At 71.7% G+C, this 22316-nt stretch carries 22 protein-coding genes and 3 pseudogenes; 10 read left to right on the plus strand and 15 right to left on the minus strand.

Features of this window, described 5'->3' with window-relative positions; all coding sequences use genetic code 11:
* Positions 1-13 precede the first annotated feature (13 nt).
* Together SSP29_RS23845 and SSP29_RS23850 are read right to left on the minus strand one after the other, a co-directional pair.
* Complete coding sequence (locus tag SSP29_RS23845; protein WP_089102787.1) at positions 14-1567, minus strand: acyl-CoA synthetase; 1554 nt, start codon at positions 1565-1567, stop codon at positions 14-16.
* Complete coding sequence (locus SSP29_RS23850; protein ID WP_089102788.1) at positions 1564-2673, minus strand: nitronate monooxygenase; 1110 nt, start codon at positions 2671-2673, stop codon at positions 1564-1566. The genes SSP29_RS23845 and SSP29_RS23850 overlap by 4 nt, the downstream gene beginning before the upstream one ends.
* Positions 2674-2719: 46 nt before the next feature.
* On the opposite strand from SSP29_RS23850, the gene SSP29_RS23855 reads away from it, so the two are divergent.
* Positions 2720-2926, plus strand: coding sequence for a hypothetical protein (locus tag SSP29_RS23855; protein ID WP_089102789.1), 207 nt, complete (start codon positions 2720-2722; stop codon positions 2924-2926).
* 9 nt (positions 2927-2935) lie between these two features.
* Here the strand turns inward: SSP29_RS23855 and SSP29_RS23860 are convergent, their stop codons facing one another.
* The 4 genes from SSP29_RS23860 to SSP29_RS23875 all read right to left on the minus strand — a co-directional run bounded on the left by SSP29_RS23860 (position 2936) and on the right by SSP29_RS23875 (position 9616).
* Positions 2936-4507 (minus strand): phytoene desaturase family protein, encoded by a 1572-nt coding sequence (locus SSP29_RS23860; protein WP_089102790.1) that lies wholly within the window; start codon positions 4505-4507, stop codon positions 2936-2938.
* 154 nt (positions 4508-4661) lie between these two features.
* Complete coding sequence (locus SSP29_RS23865; protein ID WP_089102791.1) at positions 4662-6896, minus strand: serine/threonine-protein kinase; 2235 nt, start codon at positions 6894-6896, stop codon at positions 4662-4664.
* Between the two features lie 60 nt (positions 6897-6956).
* The gene (locus SSP29_RS23870) at positions 6957-7802 is read right to left on the minus strand and encodes an oxygenase MpaB family protein (protein WP_089102792.1); all 846 of its coding nucleotides are present in this window, start codon (positions 7800-7802) and stop codon (positions 6957-6959) included.
* A gap of 533 nt (positions 7803-8335) precedes the next feature.
* Positions 8336-9616: a hypothetical protein gene (locus SSP29_RS23875; protein WP_089102793.1), complete on the minus strand. Its 1281-nt coding sequence runs from the start codon at positions 9614-9616 to the stop codon at positions 8336-8338.
* Between SSP29_RS23875 and SSP29_RS23880 the strand changes: the two genes are divergently transcribed.
* The 3 genes from SSP29_RS23880 to SSP29_RS23890 are packed head-to-tail and all read left to right on the plus strand — an operon-like array spanning position 9615 to position 10429.
* Positions 9615-9830 (plus strand): hypothetical protein, encoded by a 216-nt coding sequence (locus SSP29_RS23880; RefSeq protein ID WP_089102794.1) that lies wholly within the window; start codon positions 9615-9617, stop codon positions 9828-9830. The two genes, SSP29_RS23875 and SSP29_RS23880, sit on opposite strands and share 2 nt — an antisense overlap.
* Positions 9831-9862: 32 nt before the next feature.
* Complete coding sequence (locus SSP29_RS23885; RefSeq protein ID WP_089102795.1) at positions 9863-10210, plus strand: hypothetical protein; 348 nt, start codon at positions 9863-9865, stop codon at positions 10208-10210.
* Positions 10211-10219: 9 nt separating this feature from the next.
* On the plus strand, positions 10220-10429 hold the full coding sequence (locus tag SSP29_RS23890; RefSeq protein ID WP_089102796.1) for a hypothetical protein: 210 nt from the start codon (positions 10220-10222) through the stop codon (positions 10427-10429).
* Positions 10430-10438: 9 nt separating this feature from the next.
* Here SSP29_RS23890 and SSP29_RS59355 read toward each other — a convergent pair whose 3' ends face one another.
* On the minus strand, positions 10439-11194 hold the full coding sequence (locus tag SSP29_RS59355; protein ID WP_245883179.1) for a formylglycine-generating enzyme family protein: 756 nt from the start codon (positions 11192-11194) through the stop codon (positions 10439-10441).
* 286 nt (positions 11195-11480) lie between these two features.
* Positions 11481-12512 (minus strand): sulfatase family protein, encoded by a 1032-nt coding sequence (locus tag SSP29_RS59360; protein WP_167449988.1) that lies wholly within the window; start codon positions 12510-12512, stop codon positions 11481-11483.
* Between SSP29_RS59360 and SSP29_RS59895 the strand changes: the two are divergent.
* Positions 12486-12620: pseudogene (locus SSP29_RS59895) on the plus strand (glycoside hydrolase family 1 protein); the annotation flags it as partial. The gene SSP29_RS59360 and the pseudogene SSP29_RS59895 sit on opposite strands and share 27 nt — an antisense overlap.
* Positions 12621-12747: 127 nt before the next feature.
* On the opposite strand, the gene SSP29_RS23905 reads toward SSP29_RS59895, so the two are convergent.
* Positions 12748-13206, minus strand: a complete 459-nt coding sequence (locus SSP29_RS23905) for a MarR family winged helix-turn-helix transcriptional regulator (RefSeq protein WP_089102799.1) — start codon at positions 13204-13206, stop codon at positions 12748-12750.
* Between the two features lie 63 nt (positions 13207-13269).
* Here SSP29_RS23905 and SSP29_RS23910 point away from each other — a divergent pair, with 63 nt between their 5' ends.
* Both SSP29_RS23910 and SSP29_RS59900 read left to right on the plus strand, forming a co-directional pair.
* The gene (locus SSP29_RS23910) at positions 13270-13638 is read left to right on the plus strand and encodes a VOC family protein (protein WP_089102800.1); all 369 of its coding nucleotides are present in this window, start codon (positions 13270-13272) and stop codon (positions 13636-13638) included.
* A 47-nt stretch (positions 13639-13685) separates the two neighbouring features.
* Positions 13686-13930 (plus strand): annotated as a pseudogene (locus SSP29_RS59900) (ISL3 family transposase); the annotation flags it as partial.
* Positions 13931-14607: 677 nt separating this feature from the next.
* Here SSP29_RS59900 and SSP29_RS23920 read toward each other — a convergent pair.
* The 4 genes from SSP29_RS23920 to SSP29_RS58590 all read right to left on the minus strand — a co-directional run bounded on the left by SSP29_RS23920 (position 14608) and on the right by SSP29_RS58590 (position 18059).
* A complete protein-coding gene (locus SSP29_RS23920) occupies positions 14608-15786 on the minus strand; it encodes an acyl-CoA dehydrogenase family protein (RefSeq protein WP_089102802.1) in 1179 nt (392 codons plus the stop codon).
* Positions 15787-15880: 94 nt separating this feature from the next.
* Positions 15881-16405: a cupin domain-containing protein gene (locus SSP29_RS23925; RefSeq protein WP_089102803.1), complete on the minus strand. Its 525-nt coding sequence runs from the start codon at positions 16403-16405 to the stop codon at positions 15881-15883.
* A 219-nt stretch (positions 16406-16624) separates the two neighbouring features.
* Entirely contained in the window at positions 16625-17926 is a 1302-nt protein-coding gene (locus tag SSP29_RS23930; protein ID WP_150134788.1) for a nucleotide disphospho-sugar-binding domain-containing protein, read from the minus strand.
* Entirely contained in the window at positions 17919-18059 is a 141-nt protein-coding gene (locus SSP29_RS58590) for a hypothetical protein (protein ID WP_167449989.1), read from the minus strand. The genes SSP29_RS23930 and SSP29_RS58590 overlap by 8 nt, the downstream gene beginning before the upstream one ends.
* Positions 18060-18348: 289 nt before the next feature.
* Between SSP29_RS58590 and SSP29_RS61570 the strand changes: the two are divergent.
* Positions 18349-19312: pseudogene (locus tag SSP29_RS61570) on the plus strand (methyltransferase).
* 564 nt (positions 19313-19876) lie between these two features.
* Here SSP29_RS61570 and SSP29_RS23945 read toward each other — a convergent pair.
* Together SSP29_RS23945 and SSP29_RS23950 are read right to left on the minus strand one after the other, a co-directional pair.
* A complete protein-coding gene (locus SSP29_RS23945) occupies positions 19877-20251 on the minus strand; it encodes a four-helix bundle copper-binding protein (protein ID WP_089102806.1) in 375 nt (124 codons plus the stop codon).
* Positions 20252-20307: 56 nt separating this feature from the next.
* Positions 20308-20751 (minus strand): universal stress protein, encoded by a 444-nt coding sequence (locus SSP29_RS23950; RefSeq protein ID WP_089102807.1) that lies wholly within the window; start codon positions 20749-20751, stop codon positions 20308-20310.
* A 315-nt stretch (positions 20752-21066) separates the two neighbouring features.
* Between SSP29_RS23950 and SSP29_RS23955 the strand changes: the two genes are divergently transcribed.
* Positions 21067-21732 carry a CBS domain-containing protein gene (locus SSP29_RS23955; protein WP_089102808.1) on the plus strand — a complete coding sequence of 222 codons (666 nt, stop codon included), beginning with the start codon at positions 21067-21069 and terminating at the stop codon, positions 21730-21732.
* Positions 21733-21858: 126 nt separating this feature from the next.
* Positions 21859-22224, plus strand: a complete 366-nt coding sequence (locus SSP29_RS23960; RefSeq protein ID WP_150134789.1) for a DUF6479 family protein — start codon at positions 21859-21861, stop codon at positions 22222-22224.
* The last annotated feature ends 92 nt before the right edge of the window (positions 22225-22316 follow it).

The following is a 22316-nucleotide window of genomic DNA, read 5'->3' on the forward strand; positions in this document are numbered from 1 at the left end:
CACCGGGCCCTGGTCACACCGGCCGGGTGCGCCCCTCCCAGTACGGGTCCCGCAGCCGCCGCTTGTACAGCTTGCCGTTGGGGTCGCGGGGCATCTCGGCGATGAAGTCGACGGTCTTGGGGCACTTGTAGCCGGCGAGTTGTCCGGCGCAGTGGGCGAGGAGCCCGGCGGCGAGTTCCGGGCCCGGCTCGTGTCCGGGGGCGGGTTCGACGACGGCCTTGACCTCCTCCCCCCAGTCGTCGTGCGGGATGCCGAAGGCGGCGGCGTCGGCGACGGCGGGGTGGGAGAGGAGCACGGACTCGATCTCGGCGGGGTAGATGTTGACCCCGCCCGAGATGATCATGTCTATCTTGCGGTCGCGGAGGAACAGGTAGCCGTCCTCGTCGAGGTAGCCGAGGTCGCCGACGGTGAAGAAGTCGCCGATGCGGTTCTTCTTCGTCTTGGCCTCGTCCCTGTGGTAGGCGAAGCCACCGGTGTTCATCTTCATGTAGACGGTGCCGAGTTCACCGGGCGGCAGCAGGTTGCCGGCGTCGTCGAAGACCGCGAGTTCGCTGATGGGCCAGGCCTTGCCGACCGTGCCGGGCTTCTTCAGCCAGTCCTCGGCGGTGGCGAAGGCGCCGCCGCCCTCACTGGCCGCGTAGTACTCCTCCACGCTCGGGCCCCACCAGTCGAGCATGGCGCGCTTGACGTGGTCCGGGCAGGGGGCGGCGCCGTGGATGGCGTGCCGCATGGAGGAGACGTCATAGCGTGCGCGCACATCCTCGGGGAGGGCGAGCAGGCGGTGGAACTGGGTCGGGACCATATGGGTGTGGGTGCACCTGTGTGCGTCGATCAGGCGGAGCATCTCCTCGGGGGTCCACTTGTCCATGACGACCAGACGGTGGCCTATGTGGAGGGACGCGCCCGCGAACTGGAGCACCGCCGTGTGGTAGAGCGGCGAGCAGACCAGGTGGACGTTGTCGTCGAAGGGGCGGATGCCGAAGATGCCGAGGAAGCCGCCGAGGTAGGCCTCCTCGGGGAGTCTGCCGGGCAGCGGGCGGCGGATGCCGCGGGGACGGCCCGTCGTACCCGAGGTGTAGTTCATGACCCAGCCCAGTTCGCGGTCCGCGGGTGCCGACTCCGGCTGTCCGTCGAGGAGTTCGGCGTAGGGCCGGAAGCCCTCGACCGCGCCGACCGCGTACCGGTGGGTGGCCGGGAGGCCGGCCTCGTCGGCGGCGTGCCGGGCCGGGCCGGCGAACCGCTCGTGGGCGAGGAGCACCTTGGCGCCGGAGTCGGCGACGATCCAGGCGATCTCCGGGGCGACGAAGTGGTGGTTGACCGGGACGAGGTAGAGACCGGCCTGGGTGGCGGCCAGGTAGGCGGTGAGGAACTCGGGACCGTTGGGCAGGACGACCGCGAAGGCGTCCCCGCGTTCCAGGCCCGCGGCCCGGAGTCCGTGGACGAGCCGGTTGGCGGCCGCGTGCAGACGGCCTGCGGTCCATTCCTCGCCGTCGGGTGCGACGAGGACCGTGCGGTCGGGGTCCCGGGTGGCCTGGGCCCAGAATCCGGCGGGGGGCGTACTGGTCACGTGCCGCTCCTTCCGGCGATGCGGTTGATGCGGTCGACGGCCTGTTCGAAGCCCCGGGTGAGGTCGTCGAAGACGGCCTGGACGCTGCGTTCGCCGGTCATCCGGCCGACGATCTGGCCGACGGGGGTGCCGAGCAGGGGCTCGACCTCGTGCTTCTGGATGCGGGTGAGGGCCTCGGCGACGAGCAGGCCCTGGAGGGGCATCGGGAGGGTGCCGGGGCCGTTCGGGTCGTCCCAGGCGTCGGTCCACTCGGTGCGCAGCTGGCGGGCCGGTTTGCCGGTCAGGGCGCGGGAGCGGACGGTGTCGCCGGAGCCGGCGGCGAGCAGTTTGCGGGTCACGGCGGGCGAGGAGAGGTCCGCTTCTGTGACGGTCAGCCACATGGAGCCCAGCCACACTCCTTGGGCGCCGAGGCTGAGCGCGGCGGCCACCTGCTGCCCGCTGCCGATTCCGCCCGCCGCCAGCACCGGCAGTGGCGCGACGGCGTCGACGACCTCCGGGGTGAGCACCATGGTGGCGATCTCGCCGGTGTGCCCGCCGGCCTCGTAGCCCTGGGCCACGACGATGTCGATGCCCGCGTCCCGGTGCTTCACGGCGTGCCGGGCGCTGCCGGCGAGCGCGGCGACGAGGATGTCCTGGTCGTGGGCGCGGTCGACGACGTCGGCGGGCGGGGAACCGAGGGCGTTGGCGAGCAGCCGGATCGGGTACTCGAAAGCGACGTCGAGCTGGGTGCGGGCGACCTGCTCCATCCACCCGGTGATGCGCCAGCCGGAAGCCTCCCCCTCGGCGAGCTCGGGCACGCCGTACTTGGCGAGGGTGTCCCGTACGAACTGCCGGTGCCCTTCCGGGATCATCGCCTCGACCTCGGCCTCGCTGACGCCTTCCACCTTCTTGGCGGGCATGACGACGTCGAGCCCGTAGGGCTTTCCGTCGACATGTGCCTCGATCCAGTCGAGGTCGCGTTTGAGGTCGTCGGGGGCGGTGTAGCGGACCGCGCCGAGCACTCCGAAGCCGCCGGCCCGGCTGATGGCCGCGGCCACGGCGGGAAACGGCGTGAAGCCGAAGACGGCGTGCTCGACTCCCAGGGTCTTGCTCAGCTCCGTCTGCATGGGCGCAGGATGCCGCAGTCGCGCGGCCGACGGAAGAGGTTTTCTGATGCTCCGTCAGATTCCGCTGCCGATTCCCGGTCGGATCTCTCTGCGCCCCCTCGTCCGGCGCCCGCACCCTTTCGGCCCTCCGTCCGGCCCCGGGGTGCCCGTCGACGCGGTCGCACCCGCGGCCGTCGAGAAGCCCGCGGTGGCGGAAGCCGGATACGTCGCCGGTGCCACGTTCGGCATCAACGGCGGGGTGCGCCTGCGCTGACGTGCGGGGTCAGTCGTCCCGCTTTTCCAGCAGCGCCATCGCCGCGTTGTGCCCCGGCACCCCGCTCACCCCTCCCCCGCGCACCGCGCCCGCCCCGCACAGCAGGACGTTGGCGTGCCGGGTCTCCACGCCCCAGCGGCCGGTGCCGTCCTGGGCGTAGGGCCAGGAGAGGTCGCGGTGGAAGATGTTGCCGCCGGGGAGGCGGAGGTCGCGTTCGAGGTCCAGGGGGGTCTTCGCCTCGATGCAGGGGCGGCCGTCGGCGTCGAGGGCCAGGCAGTCGGTGATCGGCTCCGCGAGGTGGGCGTCGAGCTGGGCGAGGGTGGACTTGAGGAGTTCGTCACGTACGGCGTCGTTGTCGGCCGTGAAGAGCCGGGCCGGGGTGTGCAGGCCGAAGAGGGTGAGCGTCTGGTAGCCGCGTTCGGCCAGGTCACGGCCGAGGATGGTGGGGTCGGTCAGGGAGTGGCAGTAGATCTCCGAGGGCGGGGCCGCGGGGAGCCGGCCCGCCGCCGCCTGGGCGTGGGCGGTGGCCAGTTGCCCGTAGCCCTCGGCGATGTGGAAGGTGCCGGAGAACGCCTCGCGCGGGTCGACGGCGGTGTCGCGCAGCCTGGGCAGCCGCTTGAGCAGCATGTTGACCTTGAGCTGGGCGCCCTCGGCGGGCTCCGGGGCCGGGTCGCCGGCGAGCGCGGCGAGCTCCTGCGGGGAGGCGCCCACCAGGACGTGCCGGGCGGCGGCGACGCCCTCCCCGTCGGCGGTGCGGTAGGCGACCTCGGCGGCCCTCCCGTCCGTCTCGATCCGTACCGCCTCGTGACCGGTGGCGAGCACCGCGCCCGCCGAGCGCGCGGCGGCGGCCAGCGCGTCGGTGAGGGCGCCCATGCCGCCGACCGGCACGTCCCAGGCGCCGGTGCCGCCGCCGATGACGTGGTAGAGGAAGCACCGGTTCTGGCGCAGCGAGGCGTCGTGGGCGTCGGCGAAGGTGCCGATCAGCGCGTCCGTGAGGACGACCCCGCGCACCAGGTCGTCCGTGAAGTTCTCCTCGATCGCCACCCCGATCGGCTCCTCGAACAGCGCCCGCCAGGCCGCCTCGTCGTCGATGCGGCGGCGCAGCTCCTCGCGCGCGGGCAGCGGTTCGGTGAGCGTCGGGAAGACGCGTTCGGCGACCCGGCCGGTCATGGCGTAGAACCGCCGCCAGGCCTGGTACTCCGTCTTGCCTCCGGTCAGCCGCTCGAACGCCTCACGGATCCGCCGCTCACCGCCGCCGACCAGCAGCCCGGTCGGCCGGCCGTCGCGTTCCACGGGCGTGTACGAGGAGACGGTGCGGCCGCGGACGCGGAAGTCCAGGCCGAGGTCGCGGACGATCTTCCTGGGCAGCAGGCTGACCAGGTAGGAGTAGCGGGACAGCCGCGCGTCGACACCGGCGAAGGGGCGGGTGGAGACGGCGGCGCCGCCGGTGCGGCCCAGCCGCTCCAGGACCAGTACGGTGCGGCCGGCCCGGGCGAGGTAGGCGGCCGCGACGAGGCCGTTGTGGCCGCCGCCGACGATGATGGCGTCGTAGGTGCGGGAGGGTTCCGTGGCAGCGGGCATAGCTCTTCGTAACACATGATGATCTAGGGAAGTAAGAGGCGTGCCGGTTCGCTCCGCGAGGGGGGCCGGATTCGACGTGCGGGTCGTGTGTGGCTGGTCGCGCCCACGCTGCGGAGCCGCATATGTCACAGCCCCGCGCCCCTTACGGGGCGCTTCACAGGCGGCCTCCGGATGCGCGCTGTTGGCGAAGGACCGCCACCCTCCGGTACAGCTCCACCGCCTCGGCTTCGCGCCCCAACTGCTCCAGGCAGTGCGCCTCGTCGTTGCGGCTGGCCAGGGTGTCCGGGTGGTCGGAGCCGAGGACGCGTTCCCGGGCGGCGGCGACGCGCCGGTATTCGGTCAGCGCGTCCGCCCATCGCCCCAGCCACCCCAGGCTCACCGCCACCTCGCGGCGGCTGACCAGGGTGTCGAGGTGGTCCGTGCCGAGGACCCGCTCGCGGATCGCGCACACGTCACGTGATTCCGCCAGGGCCTCCTCCCAGCGGCCGAGGCGGCCGAGGTTGACGCCGAGGCCGTGGCGGGCGCGCAGGGTCTCGGGATGGGCGGGGCCCTGGACGCGGGTGCGGTCGTCGATCAGGGCGCGGTAGAGCGTGAGCGCGTCGGCGCTGCGGCCCAGACGGCCGAGGCTGATGCCGACCTCGTAGCGGGCGGCGAGGGTGTCGGGGTGGTCGGGTCCGAGGGCCCCGGCGCGGGCGTCGGCGACCTCGCGGTAGGTCTGCAGGGCCTCCTCCCAGCGGCCCAGCTGGCCCAGCGCGTAGGCGACTTCGTAACGGGTGACCAGGGTGTCGGGGTGCTGCGGGCCGAGCACCCGGGCGCGGGCCGCGGCCACGTCGTGGGCCATCCGGTACGAGTCGTCGAGGCGGCCCAGCCTGCTGAGGTTGAAGGCGAGGTTGTGGCGGCAGCGCAGGGTGTCCGGATGGTCGGGGCCGGTCAGCCGCTGCCGGGCGGCGAGGACCGCCGTGTACACCTGGTGGGCGTCGAAGTGGCGGCCCAACTGGCCCAGCACGTAGGCCGTTTCCTGGCGGGCGGCGAGGGTGTCCGGGTGGTCGCCGCCCAGCACCTGTTCCCGGGCGGCGGCGACCTCGGTGTACTCGCGCAGCGCGTCGGCGGCGCGGCCGGTGCGGCTGAGGGTGAAGGCGATCTCGTAGCGGCTGGCCAGGGTGTCGGGGTGGTCGGGGCCGAGGAGGTGGGTGCGTTCGGCGGCGACGGCGCGGTGCACCTCGCCCGCCTCGGCCCAGCGGCCGAGCCGTCCCAGGCTGAGCCCGGCGTTGTGCCGGCCGGCGAGGGCGGCGAGGGTCTCCGGGGAGGGGGCGGGGACCGCCGGGAGCGGTTCCGCGACGCCGGTGGCCGGGCGGGCGATCCACTCGCCGGAGAGTCCGGCCCCGGGGTCGGGCGGGGCGGTGCGCAGGGCGGCGCCGGTCGCCTTGTGGCCGGTGGTCATGCCCTGGGTCCAGGACGGCAGCCGGGGCTCGCGGGCGGCCGGTTCCGGGGGCCGGAACCGGGGCTGCGCGGTGACGACGGTCGGGACGTACGTGGGTGTCGTCCGCCCGGAGGTGATCCGGCGGCCCAGCTCCCGGGCGTCGTACGGTCGTTGCTCCGGCCGTTTGGCCAGCAGGTCGAGGACGACCTTCTCGAACCAGCCGGGCAGCTCGGGGCGGTGGCTGCGCGGCGGGGCGGGCGGGGTGTCGCGGTGGCCGACGAGGATCGCCCAGGCGTCGTCGAGGTCGAACGGCGGTGCCCCGGTGGCGATCTCGTAGAGAACGCAGCCCAGTGAGTACAGGTCGCTGCGCTGGTCGAGCTCGGTGCCGCCGATCTGCTCCGGGGACATGTAGTGCGGGGTGCCCATGGCGATGCCGGTGCCGGTGAGGCGGGAGGTGAAGCCGATGTCGTGGCCGAGGCGGGCGATGCCGAAGTCACAGAGTTTCGTGGTGCCGTCGGTGAGCCGCATGATGTTCGCCGGTTTCAGGTCCCGGTGCACGATGCCCTGCTGGTGGGTGTAGGCGAGGGCGGCGGCGACCTGATCGGCGATGTCGACGACGTCGCCGACGGGCAGCGGGTGGTGTCTGTTGTCCTCCATGAGCTGGCTGAGGTTGCGGCCGTCCAGCAGTTCCATCACCAGGTAGAGGATGCCGTCGTGCTCGCCGAAGTCGTGGACGACGGTGACCCCACGGTGCGAGAGCGCGGCGGCCATTCTCGCCTCGCGCCGGAACCGCTCCCGCAGGACGCGGGTGAACGCCTGGTCGTGGTGCGGGCCGAGCGGTTTGAGGCACTTCACGGCGACCTGCCGTCCGAGTGACTCGTCGCGGGCCCGCCACACCTCGCCCATCCCGCCCCGCCCGATCAGGTCGAGCAGCCGGTACCTCCCCTGGACCAGCCTGCTGTCAGCCATCGCGCGCCGTCGCCCCCCGTCGCGGTCCGTGACACCCCCCTGCTCGCCCAGTATGGCTGTCTATCGCCCGACTTTGTACGGTGCGGGGCGCGCGTCCGGGCCGAGCCTCGCGATGGCGTCCAGGATGTGTTTCGGCGGGAGTTGCCAGCGCAGACGTGCGGGAACACAGCGCAGCAGGGTGCCGGTGGCGCGCAGTCGGCGGGTGACGACGGCGGGTTCCGGGGCCGGTCTGCCGTACAGCGCGTGGGCGTACGGCGGCAGAGAGGCGTACGCGAGGTGGGCCACGCGCCGCCACAGCACCTCGCGCGCCGGTATCAGGAGGGGGTGCGTCGACGGGCGGAGCAGGAACTCGTCCACCGCACGTGCGTCGGCTCCGACGGCGAGTACCGGCCGTACGGACTCGAAGTACGCGGCCAGTGCCGCCCGGTCGCCGGGTACGGTGTGGGCGTCGAGGCCCACCAGGCGGGCGCGGGCGCGTTGTTCGGCGACGTACCGGTCGGCCTGTGCGTCGGTGAGCGGGATGCCCGAGCGGCGGGCGACGTGCAGGTACGAGTCGATCTCGGCGCAGTGCACCCACAGCAGCAGGTCGGGTTCGTCCACGCCGTACCGTTCGCCGGTGCCGGGGTCGGTGGCGCCCAGCATACTGTGGATCTTCCGCACCCGGGCCCCGGCCCGCTCGGCCTCCTCGGTGGTGCCGTAGATGGTGGTGCGCACGTACTTCGCGGTCCGCATCAGGCGGCCCCAGGCGTCGCTGCGGAAGTCGGAGTTCTCCATGACGCCGCGCACCGCGCGCGGGTGCAGTGCCTGGAGGTAGAGCGCCCGGATGCCGGCGATCCACATGATGGGGTCGCCGTGCAGGTGCCAGGTCACGGAGTCGGGGGTGAAGAGTCCGGCATCACCGTCCATACCGGCAGGTGTGACCACAGCCGCTAGGTGTCTCCGGAGCATCACGTTGACCTGCGCTTTTGCCAACCAGCCTCAGCAGTACGAGGAGCGGTCTGCCGAGGATACTTGGCACATTGGTACAGATTCATGGACCATCCTGCCCCGCACGGCGAAAGGCGCCTCTCTCCTGCGGCCGCCTGCGACCGAGCATCCCCAACCACGGGAGCCACCCCCACATCTTTCCCGGAGCTCCGCCGGATCATTCACTCGAAAGGGGGATTCGCGGTCTCCCGTCTATCGACGAACCTGCCGAAGTGAGCGCATCGAGGACTTTCCCGCCCGGCCCGCCCAGATCACCGCCCTTCAGCTCCTCATCACAGGGCCCACGCGATCCCAGTGGCCAGTCAGCCGTTGCTCGACTGATCAGTGAGGGCCCAGCACGTCGGGACGGTTCCCTCATACTCCAGCTGCAGATCGCGATCTTGTTGGTCGGGTGCCCGGTCCCGTACCGCTGATCCCCGCCTCGATTGGTCCGGTCCGATGCGCTTGCTGCCTCAGCTGGACCGGTCGTTGGAGGGGCTGATGGCGCCGTCCGTGCCGTAGAAGTGGCCTTGATCGCACAGGGCGTCGATCGCGGCGTTGTGTTCCTCGCTCAGTTGTGCATCCAGCGCGACGCTGATGACGCGTCGAGCGCGGGCCAATCGCCGAGCGACATCCCAGTCGGCGATGAATCTGCCGACGGAGTGCTCGTCGGCGGTCCCGGATGCCTGACGAGATCCGAGTCGGTCGAGCGAAACGACGAACTCGTTCAGGTCCTGCAGCACTGCGACGACCTCGCTGAGGGGCACGCGGATCTCTCGGGAGGACATGTCCATCAGCCGATCCAACTCCAGAGCTGGTGCTCGGGCCCAGATCCCGATCTTGCTTGGCCGGGGCTGATTCCGGAACGGGTGCAGCCACCGGTGATCACCGATGTGTGAAGACAGAAGATCAGGCGGTGGCCGCAGGCCAAAGCGTGGATCCTGGCCGTCGCCGAGAACGACATCCGCGTCGTCAAGAAGGTCCACGCCTGGATCGGCGACGGTGCCGACAGCCCCGAGCACCGGGCTCTGATCGCCCGTTTCCTGACCGTCGCCGCCGAGTCGGACACCCTGGGTGCACAGGTTCGCGCTCTCCTGCTGGACTCGGCGCGGGAGACCTCGGAGGCCGTCGCCACCGTCGTCGCCCTGGTCTGTCAGGGCGAGTTCGCCGAGCACTATCCGCGCCAGGCCCTCGTCCGCCTGCGGCACATCCTGGACCGGCCTGTCGCTGACGAAGCCGTGCGGACGGCGCAGGGGGCACTGCGGGACATCGCCGCCCGTGAAGGCCTGCTGCCGCGGGTGTGGAGCACGGTCATGAAATGGGCCACCGAGAAGAAGCACCTGGCTGGTCATCGGGCGTTCCTGTCCCTGCTGGACCCGAGCGTCGACCCCTATGTCCTGCAGGTCATGCTCGCGGCCGCCGAGCGGCAGCAGCACGTCAGGGAAGCGCTGGTAGAAGGTGGGAACGTGGCCCTGGCCGACACCCGGGTCGACGCCGAGTGCCGACGGTTGCTGGACGCGTGGGCCGACGTACGCAGGACGGAGCACGTACCGACCGAGCTCACGACGGAGATCCTCAACCGGGTCATCCTGGATCACCTGTGGTCCACGCCGATCGCGGCCCTTCTCTTCGGTGAACCCGGTGTCGCCAACAGCGCGGCCGTGATCGACCTGCGCAAGGACCATCCGGCTGCCCGATGCTCTGTCCACGCTGGGCTCGGCGCACGAGCACGCCTGCGCGGAGTCCTGATCCATGACGTCGGCACGATGGGCGCGCCGCCGTGCCCGCAAGGCCGTGCACCACGGTCTGACCCGCTTCGAGGCGCGGCTGCGCAGCGTCTGTCCCGGTATCGGATTCACCGCCCGGATCACGGCCACGGTCAGCACCGACCCGCCCTGCCCGGGCCCGGCCCACGAGATCGCCGGAGCAGTGCGTGCCGCGCTCAGGGCGGCGGCGGACGAGGTCTGAGCGCACTGCTGGCCGCCCAACGCCGACAGGGCGTGACCGACATCCTGCGCAAGCAGAAGACCGACGCTCTGGCCGTCGAGCTGACGGAGCCCGCCGCGTTGTTGGTGCGGTGGATCGAGCGGGAGAGCGCCGACTGGTCCCAGCTCCCGACCTTCGCCACGAACCTGGACACACTCGCCGAGGTATTCGCGAAGCACCGGCCCGAGGACCAACGGACCGTCGAGCACGAGGCGGTCGAAGTACTGTGGGACTTCCTCTCCAGCTTCCCGGACCACAGCACGCCGCGAAGGCACAAGCCCTGCTCAACGGCCACGGTGCCGGGGCCGCGGGGGGTGAGTCATGAAGAGAGCAGCAGGCATTCGTACCGCGCGCGACCGTAAGGCGGTCCGGTGAGCGTCTCGACGCTGCGGTGGCTGCTCTCGCCTCTCCCGAGCTGGCGTGCGTGGCGGCTGGCACGCACCAGCAAGGGCGGCCTGTCCTTCGATGCGGCCTGGCGGCGTGCCCGGCTCGAACGGCATCCGGATGACATGCCCTACCAGCGGCACGGCCATCTCCCGACAGACGACGAGATCGACGACCCGGCCGCCCGACAGTGGTAGGCCGCGCGCTCACCGGGAAGTGGGTCGAGAGTCCGTCGGTAGCGCCACGCAGCGGAAACCGATGTGCCCGCCGGAGCTGTCGGCGCTGTTCGCGGTGCGCGCCGCGACTCGGTAGCGATTGCAGTACGAGTCGTGACACATGTGCGAACCTCCGCGCATCACCTTCTCGCCTTCTGCCGGCGCACCGGTGAGGCCGACTGTGACGCGCCCTGCGCGGCCGTGGTCGACGGTCCACGCGTCCGCGCACCACTCCCAGACGTTGCCGCACATGTTGTACAGGCCGTAGTCATTGGGCTTGAACGCGTGGACGGGCGCGGTGCCGCGGTAGCCGTCGGCAGCGGTGTTCTTCGTGGGAAATGTCCCGCGCCAGATGTTGCACCGGTGCTCGCCTTCCGGATCGAGTTCGTCGCCCCACGGGTAGCGGCGCTGTACGAGGCCGCCTCGTGCGGCGTACTCCCATTCCGCCTCGGTGGGAAGCCTGGCCTTGGCCCAGTGGCAGTAGGCGATCGCGTCGTTCCACGAGACGTGGACGACGGGATGGTCGTCCCGGTCGGCCACCGAGCTGCCCGGCCCTGCCGGCCTGGACCAGCCGGCCCCGGTGACACCGCACCACCAGGGCGTGTGCGGCGGACGGGGCGAGACACGGCGCAGGGCCGCGGGCAGGAAACCCGCGAACACGTACGACCAGCCGAGGGACGAACCCGGGGTGGCGCAGTCGGCCTGGACCGTGCCGTCGACGAGGCGTGCCCGCGGTGTGTCGGTCACCTGGGGTTTCCCGCCGGGGCGCCAGGCCTCGACGAGTTCGTCCTCCGGGGCGTCGCCGAGGTCGCCGACGCTCTCGCACCGTGCGGTGAGGGCGGCGGACAGCCGGTTGAGGTCTTCGGCGTAGCGCGGGTCGCCGGCGAGGTTGGTCTGCTCGTGGGGGTCGGCGAGGAGGTCGTAGAGCTCGGGCTTGGACGCCGCGACGAGGCTGCGCTGCAGGGGCGTCAGTTTGTCGCGTGGCTCGCCGTTGGCCAGTTGTTCGGCTTCGGCGGCGTTGAGTTCGCGGAACTCAACGCCATGTCGCGAGGTGATCCGGGTAGCTGCAGTACTGCATGGACGACCGGTCGGGATGCAGACGGCGGATGTAGCGGAACCGGCTGTCGCGGACGGAGCGCGAGTTGTCCTCCTGCTCGTCCATGCGGTCGCGGGCCCCGAAGACGTACTCGTGGGGTGCGTCCGCCATCGTGCCGGCGGCGTCGAGGAGCGGTACGCCGTGCATGTGCTGGGGCACGGGCATTCCGCACATCGACAGCATGGTCGGTGCGAGGTCCATCAGGCTCACGAGTTCCTCGCGCACCGTGTTCGGCGCGATCCTGCCCGGCCAGCGGATGCGGAGGGGCTCCCGCAGGCCGGACTCGGTGACCCAGCGCTTGCCCCTGGGCATGCCCAGCCCGTGGTCGCTCCAGAAGACCACGACGGTCGACTCGGCAAGTCCGTCCTCCTCCAGCTGTTGGAGGATCTCGCCCACCGAATGGTCCATCTCCGTGATCAGATCCGAGTAGCGGGCCCAGGCCCGGCGGAAGACGGGGGTGTCGGGGTAGCAGGGCGGCAGCGGAGCCTGTGCGGGGTCGTGCCGGTGTCCGTCGGCCACGTGGCGGGTGTTGGCCGCGAACTGCTCGTCGTCGACGTAGATCTGGGATTCATGGGTGATGAACCCGTGGAAGGACGCGAAGAACGGCGTGTCCGGCGTCGGCCGGTTCCGCCAGTGGGCGGTCCTGCGGCATTCGTCGAAGACCGTCGTTGGAACCGTCACCTGGACGTCCGTCAGGAAATTGTTCGTCGTGTAGTAGCCGGCCGCCCGGAAGTACTCGGGAAGCAGCCGGACTTCGGGAGGCGGTACGGCCTTCGTCCGGTGGTGCATGGTGCCGATCGCCGTCGGATAGCACCCGGTGATCACGGATGACCGGGACGGTGAGCAGACGGGCGCGGTCGCGAAGGCGTTGTCGTAGCGTGCGCCCTGCGACGCCAGCCGGTCGAGGTGCGGTGTGACGGCGTACTCGGCGCCCGGCCAGACGCCCTGGACAACTTCGAGTGGGGTCACTGGAGGCCGACGTTCGGTCTCATCGCCGTCGACCGCGAGACCTTCGAGCGCAAGCCCAAGGCCAGCCTGGCCTGGCTCGGCGAAGTCGCTCGCCGCGGCCGCCTCTGACCCGGTGGAGACCACAAGAACGAGCACCAGGAGAGTGTGAGCTGTCGGTTTTCGAGGTCGCCGACACGGAGCTCAGGCTCGGCTGCACTCCTGTCCGAGCGCGACGAGACGTGCGCTGCGGAACGAGCTATGCACCCTCGTTGTCACCGTGCAGGGAATGGATCATCCTCTGCAGGATCCGGAACGCGTCTGACTGCTCGGTCCCGGTCAGGCCGGCCAGCATTCTGGCCTCGACGGACCGGACGGCTGCGCTCGCCTTCTCGAGGCTTTGTCGGCCGCGAGGCGTGAGCCGCGTGGGCAGCGCCTTCCCGACGGGTGCCTCCGCAGGCCTGGTCACGTAGCCGTCTCGTTCCAGGGCCTGGAGCAGCACGTTCATCGTCTGCCGTGTCACGAACGCGCCCCGCGCGAGCTCGGAGTTCGACAAGCCCGGTCGTTGCGCCAGCAGTTCGAGGCAGGAGTAGTGCGTCACGCTCATCCCGAGCGGCCGCAGCACTTCCTCCATGGCCGCGCGGAGGGCGCTCGACGCTTCTTTGAGCAGGTAGCCCAGTGACGTCTCCAGGTCGACGCCGACACCTTCTTGACCCATGTCAGCATTCTGACATAGCTTGATGCATGTCAGAAAACTGACACGAAGAGAAGGAGCGTCACCATGCCCGCCACCGGCCCCGACTTCATCTCGCTCCAAGTGCGCGACCTCGACGCTTCGCAGGCGTTCTACGAGCAGCACCTGGGCCTCGTCCGCTCGCCGGCCGGACCTGCGCACGCCGTCGTCTTCGAGACGAAGCCGATCGCGTTCGCCATCCGCGACGCCATTCCCGGCACCGACCTCGCATCCGTCACCCAGCCTGGCATCGGTGCCGCGATCTGGCTCCACGCCACCGACGTCCAGGCCATCCACGACGCGCTCGTCGCCGACGGTCACACCATCGTCTCCGCACCGATCGACGGCCCCTTCGGCCGGACCTTCACCTTCGCCGACCCCGACGGCTACCAGATCACGCTCCACGACCGCGCCTGATCGGCCAAACGCCACCGGACGACCAGCAGCGGTTGCGCCCTGGGCTCGTGCATGACGCTGCCTTCTGCCCTGCTGACGTGACGACGTACCGCCGGCTGGATGACCTCGGCCTGGACGTGGTCGGCCAAAGTTACATCCCGACCACGCCGTGTTGCTCTGCCGAGTGGTCGACCCTGACGACTGGCGCCATGCCTGCGGCTGCCCGGGAGTGCCGCGCGACAGCGTGCTGCGCCGACTGGCGCACGTCCCGCTCTGCCGGCGGGCAACGACCCTGCACGACCGCGGCCGCCGCGCCGAGGGCGAAACCCTCGACGCAGGCGGTGGGAAGCAGGCGCCCATCGCGCCGTACGACGGAGGCGGATGCCTGGCGCGGAGCAACCGGAGTCCGGGTCCCAGGCGTGCGTGGTGCCGAAGAGTCCGACGCCCGGTGGGTGAGCCCTGCCCGGGAGCGATCGCGCCGCCGCAGCAGTGCGACGAGGACGGGCGGATATCCGCAGCCGTCCGCAATCCGTCAAGGACGAACGGACGAACAAGCTGAGAAAACCCAAGAGCGCAGTAGTCGTAAATGGTTGGTGTGCCAACTGTGCGAGATGAGACCGGGGAGCCTGTCGTCACGGTTGACGAAGGCCTCAGCCGCAGAGCGAAGGCGTTGGCATGCACGGCCCCTGGCCCGGATGGCCTTTCACCAGGCATAGCTCCACATCGAGGCGTCGGCCGTCGCGGGCCCCTGCGCGACCCTCGTGACAACGGCCGGAGCAAAGACCGGCGCACAGATGAGCCTCGCCTGGCAGCAACCCCCCGATCACCACCGACAGCGGCATCAACCTGGGGGCCCGTATCCGCGGGACCGATCAGACGCCGCCCAAGCTGCTTGCATCGAGGTGATGCACCGCCATCTCGGAGAACGCTCGTGATCTTGGTGCCAACTATCCCTTTTTTGTGCCAACCAAAAATCCTCGTCACAGCAGGCTAACGCCGTACCCGTGGCATCCCCAGTCCGATCCACGAGATGATCTCCCGCTGGATCTCGTTGTTGCCGCCGCCGAAGGTGAAGATGACCGCCGAGCGGTAGCCGCGTTCCAGGTCGCCGTGGAGGACCGCGCCGGCCGAGCCCTCCTTCAGCGGTCCGGCCGCGCCGGCGACCTCCATCAGCCGGGCGTAGGCGTCGCGGCGGGCCTCGGAGCCGTAGACCTTGACGGCGGAGGCGTCCTGCGGGGTGAGGGTGCCCTCCTGGACGGCGGTCACCATCTGCCAGTTGAGGAGCTTCATGGCGTCCAGGCGGGCGTGGGTCTGCGCGAGGCGGCGGCGGACCCAGGGCAGGTCGATCACCCGGCGGCCGTCGGCGAGCTTGGTCTCCATGGCCCAGTGCTGCACGTCGTGCAGGGCGCGGATGGCCATGGTGCCGTGGGCGGCGAGGGTGACGCGCTCGTGGTTGAGCTGGTTGGTGATCAGCCGCCAGCCGTGGTTCTCCTCGCCGACCCGGCGGGCGACGGGGACGCGGATGTTCTCGTAGTAGCTGGCCGTGGTGTCGTGCGAGGCGAGGGTGTTGATGACGGTGCAGGAGTAGCCGGGGTCGGTGGTCGGCACCAGGAGCATGGTGATGCCCTTGTGGGGCGGGGCCCCGGGGTCGGTGCGGGTGGCGAGCCAGACCCAGTCGGCGGTGTCGCCGTTCGTCGTCCAGATCTTCTGGCCGTTGACGACGTACTCGTCGCCGTCGCGGACGGCCCGGGTCTTCAGGGCGGCGAGGTCGGTGCCGGCGTCGGGCTCGCTGTAGCCGATGGCGAAGTCGATCTCGCCGGAGAGGATGCGGGGCAGGAAGTACGACTTCTGCTCGTCGGTGCCGTACCGCATGATCGTCGGGCCGACGGTGTTCAGCGCCATCAGCGGGAGCGGTACGCCGGCCTGGGCGGCCTCGTCGAAGAAGATGAACTGTTCCATCGCGGTCAGGCCGCGGCCGCCGTACTCCTTCGGCCATCCCACGCCGAGCCAGCCGTCGGTTCCCAGCCGGCGGACGGTCTCCCGGTAGAAGCGTTTCTGCGCGGCCGGGTCGGCGTAGCGGGCGTAGGCGTTCTCCGGCACCAAGCCGGCGAAGTAGGTGCGCAGTTCGGTGCGCAGCCGCTGCTGCTCGGGCGTGTGGTCGAGGTGCACGGCGCCTCCAGGCTCCCCAAGGGCGGTCCTGACGGCGCACACCGTAGAACGTGTTCCAGAAATTGGGAATGGCGGGGGCCCGCCGCGACCGGTGTCAGGACTGGCCAGGCGCCAGCGGGCTGCCGTGCAGGGAGCCGAGCACCTCGGGGCCCAGGACCTTCAGCAGCGGCTCGGTGAAGACGCCGTCCACGAGGACGAACGCCATCCGGGCCGCCGTGTCCGTGCGGTTCTCCCAGCGGTGGTCGGTGCCGCGCTGGATCACCACGTCTCCGGCACGCAGCACCCGCTCGGAGTCGTCCAGGACGAGCACGACCTCGCCGTCCAGGACGATGCCGTAGTCCACGGTCTGGGTCCGGTGCGTCGGGGAGACACAGCCCGGCGGGAACTCGTTGACGCGGATCTTGGTACCGCCGGGGGCCGGCGGCACGGTCAGGTCGCGCTCCGTGGGCTCGGCCTCGACCGCCGCGAGGGGCGCCGGTACGGAGTCGGTGTTCCACATCTCGTAGAAGGCGGCGCCGTCCGGAGCGGTGCGGACGACGGGCGGCTCGCCGTCGGAGAGGAACACGGAGGTGCCCGTCTCGTCGTGACCGGTGACGATCCGGCGGGGCGGCTGGCTCATGGCGGCGCTCCTCTTTCTGGCACGCGGGAGGCTGAGGTCGGGACGGTACTGCCGTCACGCTAGGCAGCCCGGCGGTGCGGCGGAAATGCGCATCGCCGATGCCAGGCATCGGGTCGGCGGTTCCCGCCGGCCCGGGCCGTCGCGCCCTCGCCCAAGTCGCCCGCTTCGAGGTCGAGTCGGGCGAGGGCGAGTCTCATCGAGGTGGTGCCGCCGGGCGGGTCATCGGAGGCCGGCGACCGATGCCGCGAGGTCGGCGATCAGCGTCCCGCCGGTCGCGCGGCCCGGTGCGCGGCGGATGCCTTCACGGACCTCGGCGAGACGCTGCCGCAGGCCGGTGTCGGCCAGCAGCCCCTCGACCGTGCCGACCATCACTTCGGGGTCGAAGCCGTAGGCGTCCATCCGGACGCCGTAACCGAGGTCGGCCACCCGCTGCGCATTGTCGTACTGGTCCCGGAACAGCGGGAGGACGATCATCGGCAGACCGGCGCTGACGCCTTCGCTGACGGTGTTGCTGCCCCCGTGGGTGATGAGGAGGTCGCATCCGGGCAGCACGTTCGGCTGCGGCAGGAACGGCTCGCCGTACATGTTCGGGCGGAGGGTCAACTCGTCGTGGCAGGGGCCCGTCGAGACGATGGTGCGGTGCCCCGTGCGGGCGACGACGTCCACGAGGTGCTGGAGCAGCCGGGTGTCCAGGGAACCGAGGGAGCCGAGGGACAGGTAGATCACGGGGCCGGTGCCGGGCAGGTGGTCGTCCACCCGGAACCGGCGCTCGCCGGTGCGGACCGCCGTGTCGAGCCGGTGCCAGCGCCGCGCGAACTCCGCCGGGCGCGGGTAGTCGAGCGCGCTCGGGTAGGTGTAGAGGTTGAGCCAGGGCGAGTCGTGGGAGAACCGCAGGGGTTCCAGCGGCGGGGCGCCCTGCGCGGTGCAGTAGGCGTCGAACTCGGCGTGCAGGCCGGTGTGCAGGGCCGCGTACTCGGCGCGGAAGGCGTCCCAGCCGGACCGGTCGTCGAGCGGGTAGCCGGAGAAGGCGGGCGGCAGGTCCGGGCCGGCCAGCTCCAGGGGGTTCGCCGAGACCGACCGCACCCACGGGATGCCGGACGCGGCCACGGACGGGTCCGCGCCGGCGTTGTCCACCACGATCAGGTCGGGGCGCACCTCGTCGATGATGGCGCGCAGCCGGGGGTGGGCGTACTCGGCGGCCCGCGCCAGCTCGGCCCACTGCGGCCGGACCACCGTGCGGAGCTGTTCCAGGGTGGAGCCGCGGAAGTGCACGGCGTTCCCGCGCATCCAGGCGGCCCACGTCGCGGGGCCGCCCGCGGCCGGGTCGGCGGGCGGCGGCGCGGCGTCGTACACCTCCTCGTCGAATCCGTGCGCGGCGGCGACCCCGCGGAAGCTGCCGTCCATCGCGAACACGGGCCGCCGGCCGCGGTCACGGACCACCTCGGCCATGGCCCGCAGCGCGTTGTACGGCCCCCACGCGGCGGCGCCCGGCACGAAGAGGACCCTGGCGGTGTCAGGCACGGGCCGGCCCCCGTCCGGCCGACGCGGCACGCGCGCGGCCGGCGGTGCGGGGCGGCTCCGTGCCGTACAGGGGCGGTTCTCCGGCGGGCACGGTCACCGCGCCGCGGTCGAACCCGATGCGGTGCGAGCTCATCGGCCGCCTCTCGGTCCGGGATCCGGGCCCGGAAGCGTGCCGCGGCCCTGGCTGATGCCGGTCGACACCGTAAGGCCGCACCACGGGGACATCGACAGATCCCCGAACGAAGACCTGTCGGGCGTCGGACCCCCGCTCCTACCTTCTTGTCCCACGCGATCCGGACGTGACCGGTCGTGGCATCCGTGCCGCCCGGCCGGCGGGCCACCGGGCCCCGCACCCGGGTGGTGGTGGCGTGTCACACCGACGAGATGGAGCCCTGCCCGTCATGACACAGCAATCCTCCGAGATGATCCACGCGCTCGCCTACGGCGCCTACCCGGCGCGCTGCCTGCAGGTCGTCTCCGAGATCGGCGTCGCCGACCGCATCGACGACGAACCCGTCCCCGTGGGCAAGCTCGCGGCGGCCTGCGGGGCCGATCCCGGCGCGCTCGACCGGGTCCTGCGCCTGCTCACCGCGTACGGCGTCTTCGAGGAGCGGGACGGCGGCTACGCGCACACCGCCGCGTCGCGCGTCCTGCGCGACGACCATCCGATGAGCGCACGCCCGCTGCTCGGTCTGATGGGTCTGCCGATGCACCTGGACAGCCTCTCGGTGCTCCAGCACACCGTCATGACCGGGGAGCCGGCCATCGAGGTGCTCGAAGCCGAGGGGGTCTGGGCCTATCTGCAGGAGCGGCCCGACGAAGCCGAGATCTTCAACCACGCCATGACCTCCAAGGCGGCTGCCGACGTCCCGGCGGTCGTCGACGCCTACGACTTCACGCCGTTCGGCGTCATCGCTGACATCGGCGGCGGCCGGGGCCACCTGCTGCGCGGCATCCTGGACCGTGCCCGGCGCCGAGGGCGTCCTGTTCGACCGGCCGAGCGTCGTCGAGGCCCTGGCCTTCCCCGACCACCCGCGTCTCGCGCTGCACGCCGGGGACTTCTTCGACACGATGCCCGCCGCCGACGCCTATGTCCTGATGCACGTCCTGCACAACTGGGACGACGAACGGACCGCGCGGATCCTCGCCACGATACGGAAGTCGGCCGCCCCCGGAGCCACCCTGCTCGTCATCGAGAACGTCCTGCCCGACGAGCGGCCGACCCCGGCGGCGCTCACGATGGACGTCATCATGCTCGCCCTCACCCGCGGCCGCGAACGCACGGAGGGCGAACTGTCGGCGCTCTTCGACGCCGCCGGCTTCCGCTTCACCGGCATGACGGAGACCTCGGGCACGATGCGTATCGCCGGGGCGAGGGCGGTCTGATCCCTCGGCCGGTCCGCCTCGATGCGCACGGCGTGTGCGCGCAGCGCCGCCCCGGCCGTCGGGAGCCCGGCCGGGGCGGCGCTGTTCCGCGTCGGCGTTCGTCGCCGGTCGGCGCGTCCGCTCGGTCGATGACGAGGAAGCCCTGGCGTCCCGTGACGGGATCGGTCCAGGTCAGTGCTGCTTCGGGAGGTCGGGGTGCGGCGGCAGCGGACCGGACCGCGGGCATGGTGAGAAGACCGCTGTTCACGGCGATGGGCTCCTAGCGAAAGCCGACGAGGACGGGCCACGGAGCGCGCCGGTGGCGGCCGACGACCGCCGGAGAACGGCCACCTGCGCGCGCTCCGACGGTAGTTCCGGCCGTCGATCACTGGGCAGTCCCCATTCCTGGGGCAGGCCCGGTCCCCTGCTCGGGGACTGCCGGTCGTTCATCGACTGCCCGGGGACCGCCGGTCACTCCTCAGCTGCTCGGGGACCGCCGGTCGCTCCTCGGCGCCGCCCGTGCCGGACCGGGCGGCGGCATCGCCGGTTCCGGGCCCCCGGTGTCGGCTTCCGGGCCCCCCGGTGTCAGCCGAGCGCCGCCGTGAAGTCCGTGCAGGCCGCGGCGCACGCCCGGCAGGCGGCCGCGCTCGGCTCGGCGCCGGGCCTGGCGTCGAAGACCCGCGCGCAGTCGAGGCAGACCGTACGGCACCACGCCAGCTGGACGCGCAGAGCGGCCGCGTCCCGGCCGGTCTCCTCGGTCAGCGCCCGGCAGGTGGCGTCGCACACCTCGGCGCACATGATGCCGGTGCGGCGGTACCGTTCGGCCTCGGCGGTCCCGCCCGGATCCAGCACGCCGGCCCGCAGCACGCACATCCGGGCGCACTCCGCGCAGGCCTGGGCGCACGCGAACCGGTCCTCGAGGAACCGGTACACGTCCTGCTGGGAAGACGTCCAAGTCATGCGGCCCGGGTAACCAGCACGCGGCGCCGGCAAACACCGCGCGCACGGGCCCCGGATCAGTCCTGTTCCGCGCGGATGATCACGACCGGGCAGGTGGCGTGCTGGGACACCTGCTGGCTGACGGAACCGAGCAGGGCGCGGGCGAACCCGCCCCGCCCGCGGCTGCCGACGACCAGGGCCTCGGCGCCCTCCGCGGCCCGCAGCAGCACGTCGGTGGTGTTGCCGTGCACCAGGTGGGAACGGACCGAGTCCGTCTGGTCCGCGCCGAGCACGTCGGTCAGTTCCTGCCGCATCCGGTCCCGGGCCTCCTCCGCGTCGACGTCCATGTCCACGGCGGGCCCCGACCATCCGTACAGCCCCGGCAGCTCCCATACGGTGACCGCCTCCACGACGCCGCCGACGAGGCCGGCGTACCGCAGGGCCCAGCGCAGGGCCGCGTAGGAGGACGGCGAGCCGTCGACGCCGACCACGACCCGCCGCTCGGTGACATCCCTGTCCATGCGTTGCACCTCTCCTGGGGCGTTCGGCCGGCCCCCTCCTCCACGCTGCGCGACCGGCGGCCGCACCGCCAGAGAAGTGCGGCCGGCGGCATGACACGGCCCGCCGGCCGCCGCGCTTGCGGGGAACGGTGAATTCCGGGCCGGTCGGCCCTGGTGGAGCGGGCGTTCCCGTGGTGTGCTGGAGGTGACGGGAAGGACCCGCAGTGACGCGGAGAAGCGGCCGGCCACGGCTGCGCACCGCGCAATCAGGATCCGCGAGAAGTGGATGGCGTCCTTCCCGCCCTCTCGTGATCGGCGGGATCCGAGGAGGCAACCATGCACGGCAGCCCGCACACCGTCGGCGACGTGATGACCCGCACCCCCGTCTCCGTCCGCCGTGACACGCCGTTCAAGGACGTCGTCACGCTGATGGACCGGTGGAAGGTGGGTGCCCTCCCGGTGCTGGAGGGCGGGGGCAGGGTGGTCGGCGTCGTGTCCGAGGCCGACCTGCTGTTCAAGGAGGGGTTCCGGGACCGGGCCCCGGACCGGTTCGTCGGGCGGGCGCGGCCGGCCGACGTGGCCAAGGCCGTCGGGGTGACCGCCGGGGAGCTGATGAACGCGCCCGCGGTGACCGTGCACGCCGACGCCACCCTGGCGGAGGCCGCGCGCATCATGGCCCGGCGCGGGGTCAGGCGGCTGCCCGTCGTCGACGGCGAGGGCGTGCTCAAGGGCGTCGTCAGCCGGGCGGACCTGCTGAAGGTGTTCCTGCGTGCGGACGAGGAACTGACCGAGGAGGTGCGCCGGCAGGTCGTCGACCGACTGTTCCCGCTCTCCGCCGACCACATCCGGGTCGAGGTCTCCGAGGGGGTCGTCACCCTGACCGGCTGGATCGACAGCCCGGAACCGGCGCCGGTCGCCGAACGGCTGGCCCGCGCCGTGGAGGGCGTGGTCGACGTGCGCTGCCGCCTCTGCCCGGTCTCCGTACCCGACGATCCGCACTGACGACGCCCGGCAGGCTGCCCGGGCCGCCGCCTCCTCTGGCTGCTGCCTCCCGCTGTCGCCCGCTGTGTGCGATCAGTCACCAAGTACGTCCGGTTCATACCGTTCTGGGTGGGGTATCCCTTTGCTATGAGTACGGAACCGATGCAGCTGGCCGCTCCCAGCGGCCTTTTGAGTCTCGCGCTCTTCGTGGTGGCCGTGGCCGTGCTGGCGATGCTCGCCGGGGGCTTCTGGCTGGGCAACCGGGTCAAGTACCGCGAGTCGCCCCGGCCGCGCCCCGAGGAGCAGCCGAAACTGCCGCCGGAGGGCGCGGTGGGCGAGGTCCGGGAGAACCGGGAGTCGGAGGAGATCCCGGTGATGCCCAAGGGCGGCCGTCCGCTCACCCCGTACGAACTCAGCAACCAGCAGACCAGGCCGAGCGCGTCGAAGGACCGGCCGCGGTGGAGTCAGGGCTCCAGCGGCTCGTTCGGCGGCGGCGGGCTCGGCGCCCACTGACCCCCGGACAGCCCACCGCACCGCCCTCCGGTTAGGGCCTGTCTGACAATTCCCGTCGTCGCCCGGAGGGCGGCCTCGCGGCGTCAGGTGCG

Source organism: Streptomyces hyaluromycini (assembly GCF_002217755.1).
In the GTDB taxonomy this organism is placed as follows: domain Bacteria; phylum Actinomycetota; class Actinomycetes; order Streptomycetales; family Streptomycetaceae; genus Streptomyces; species Streptomyces hyaluromycini.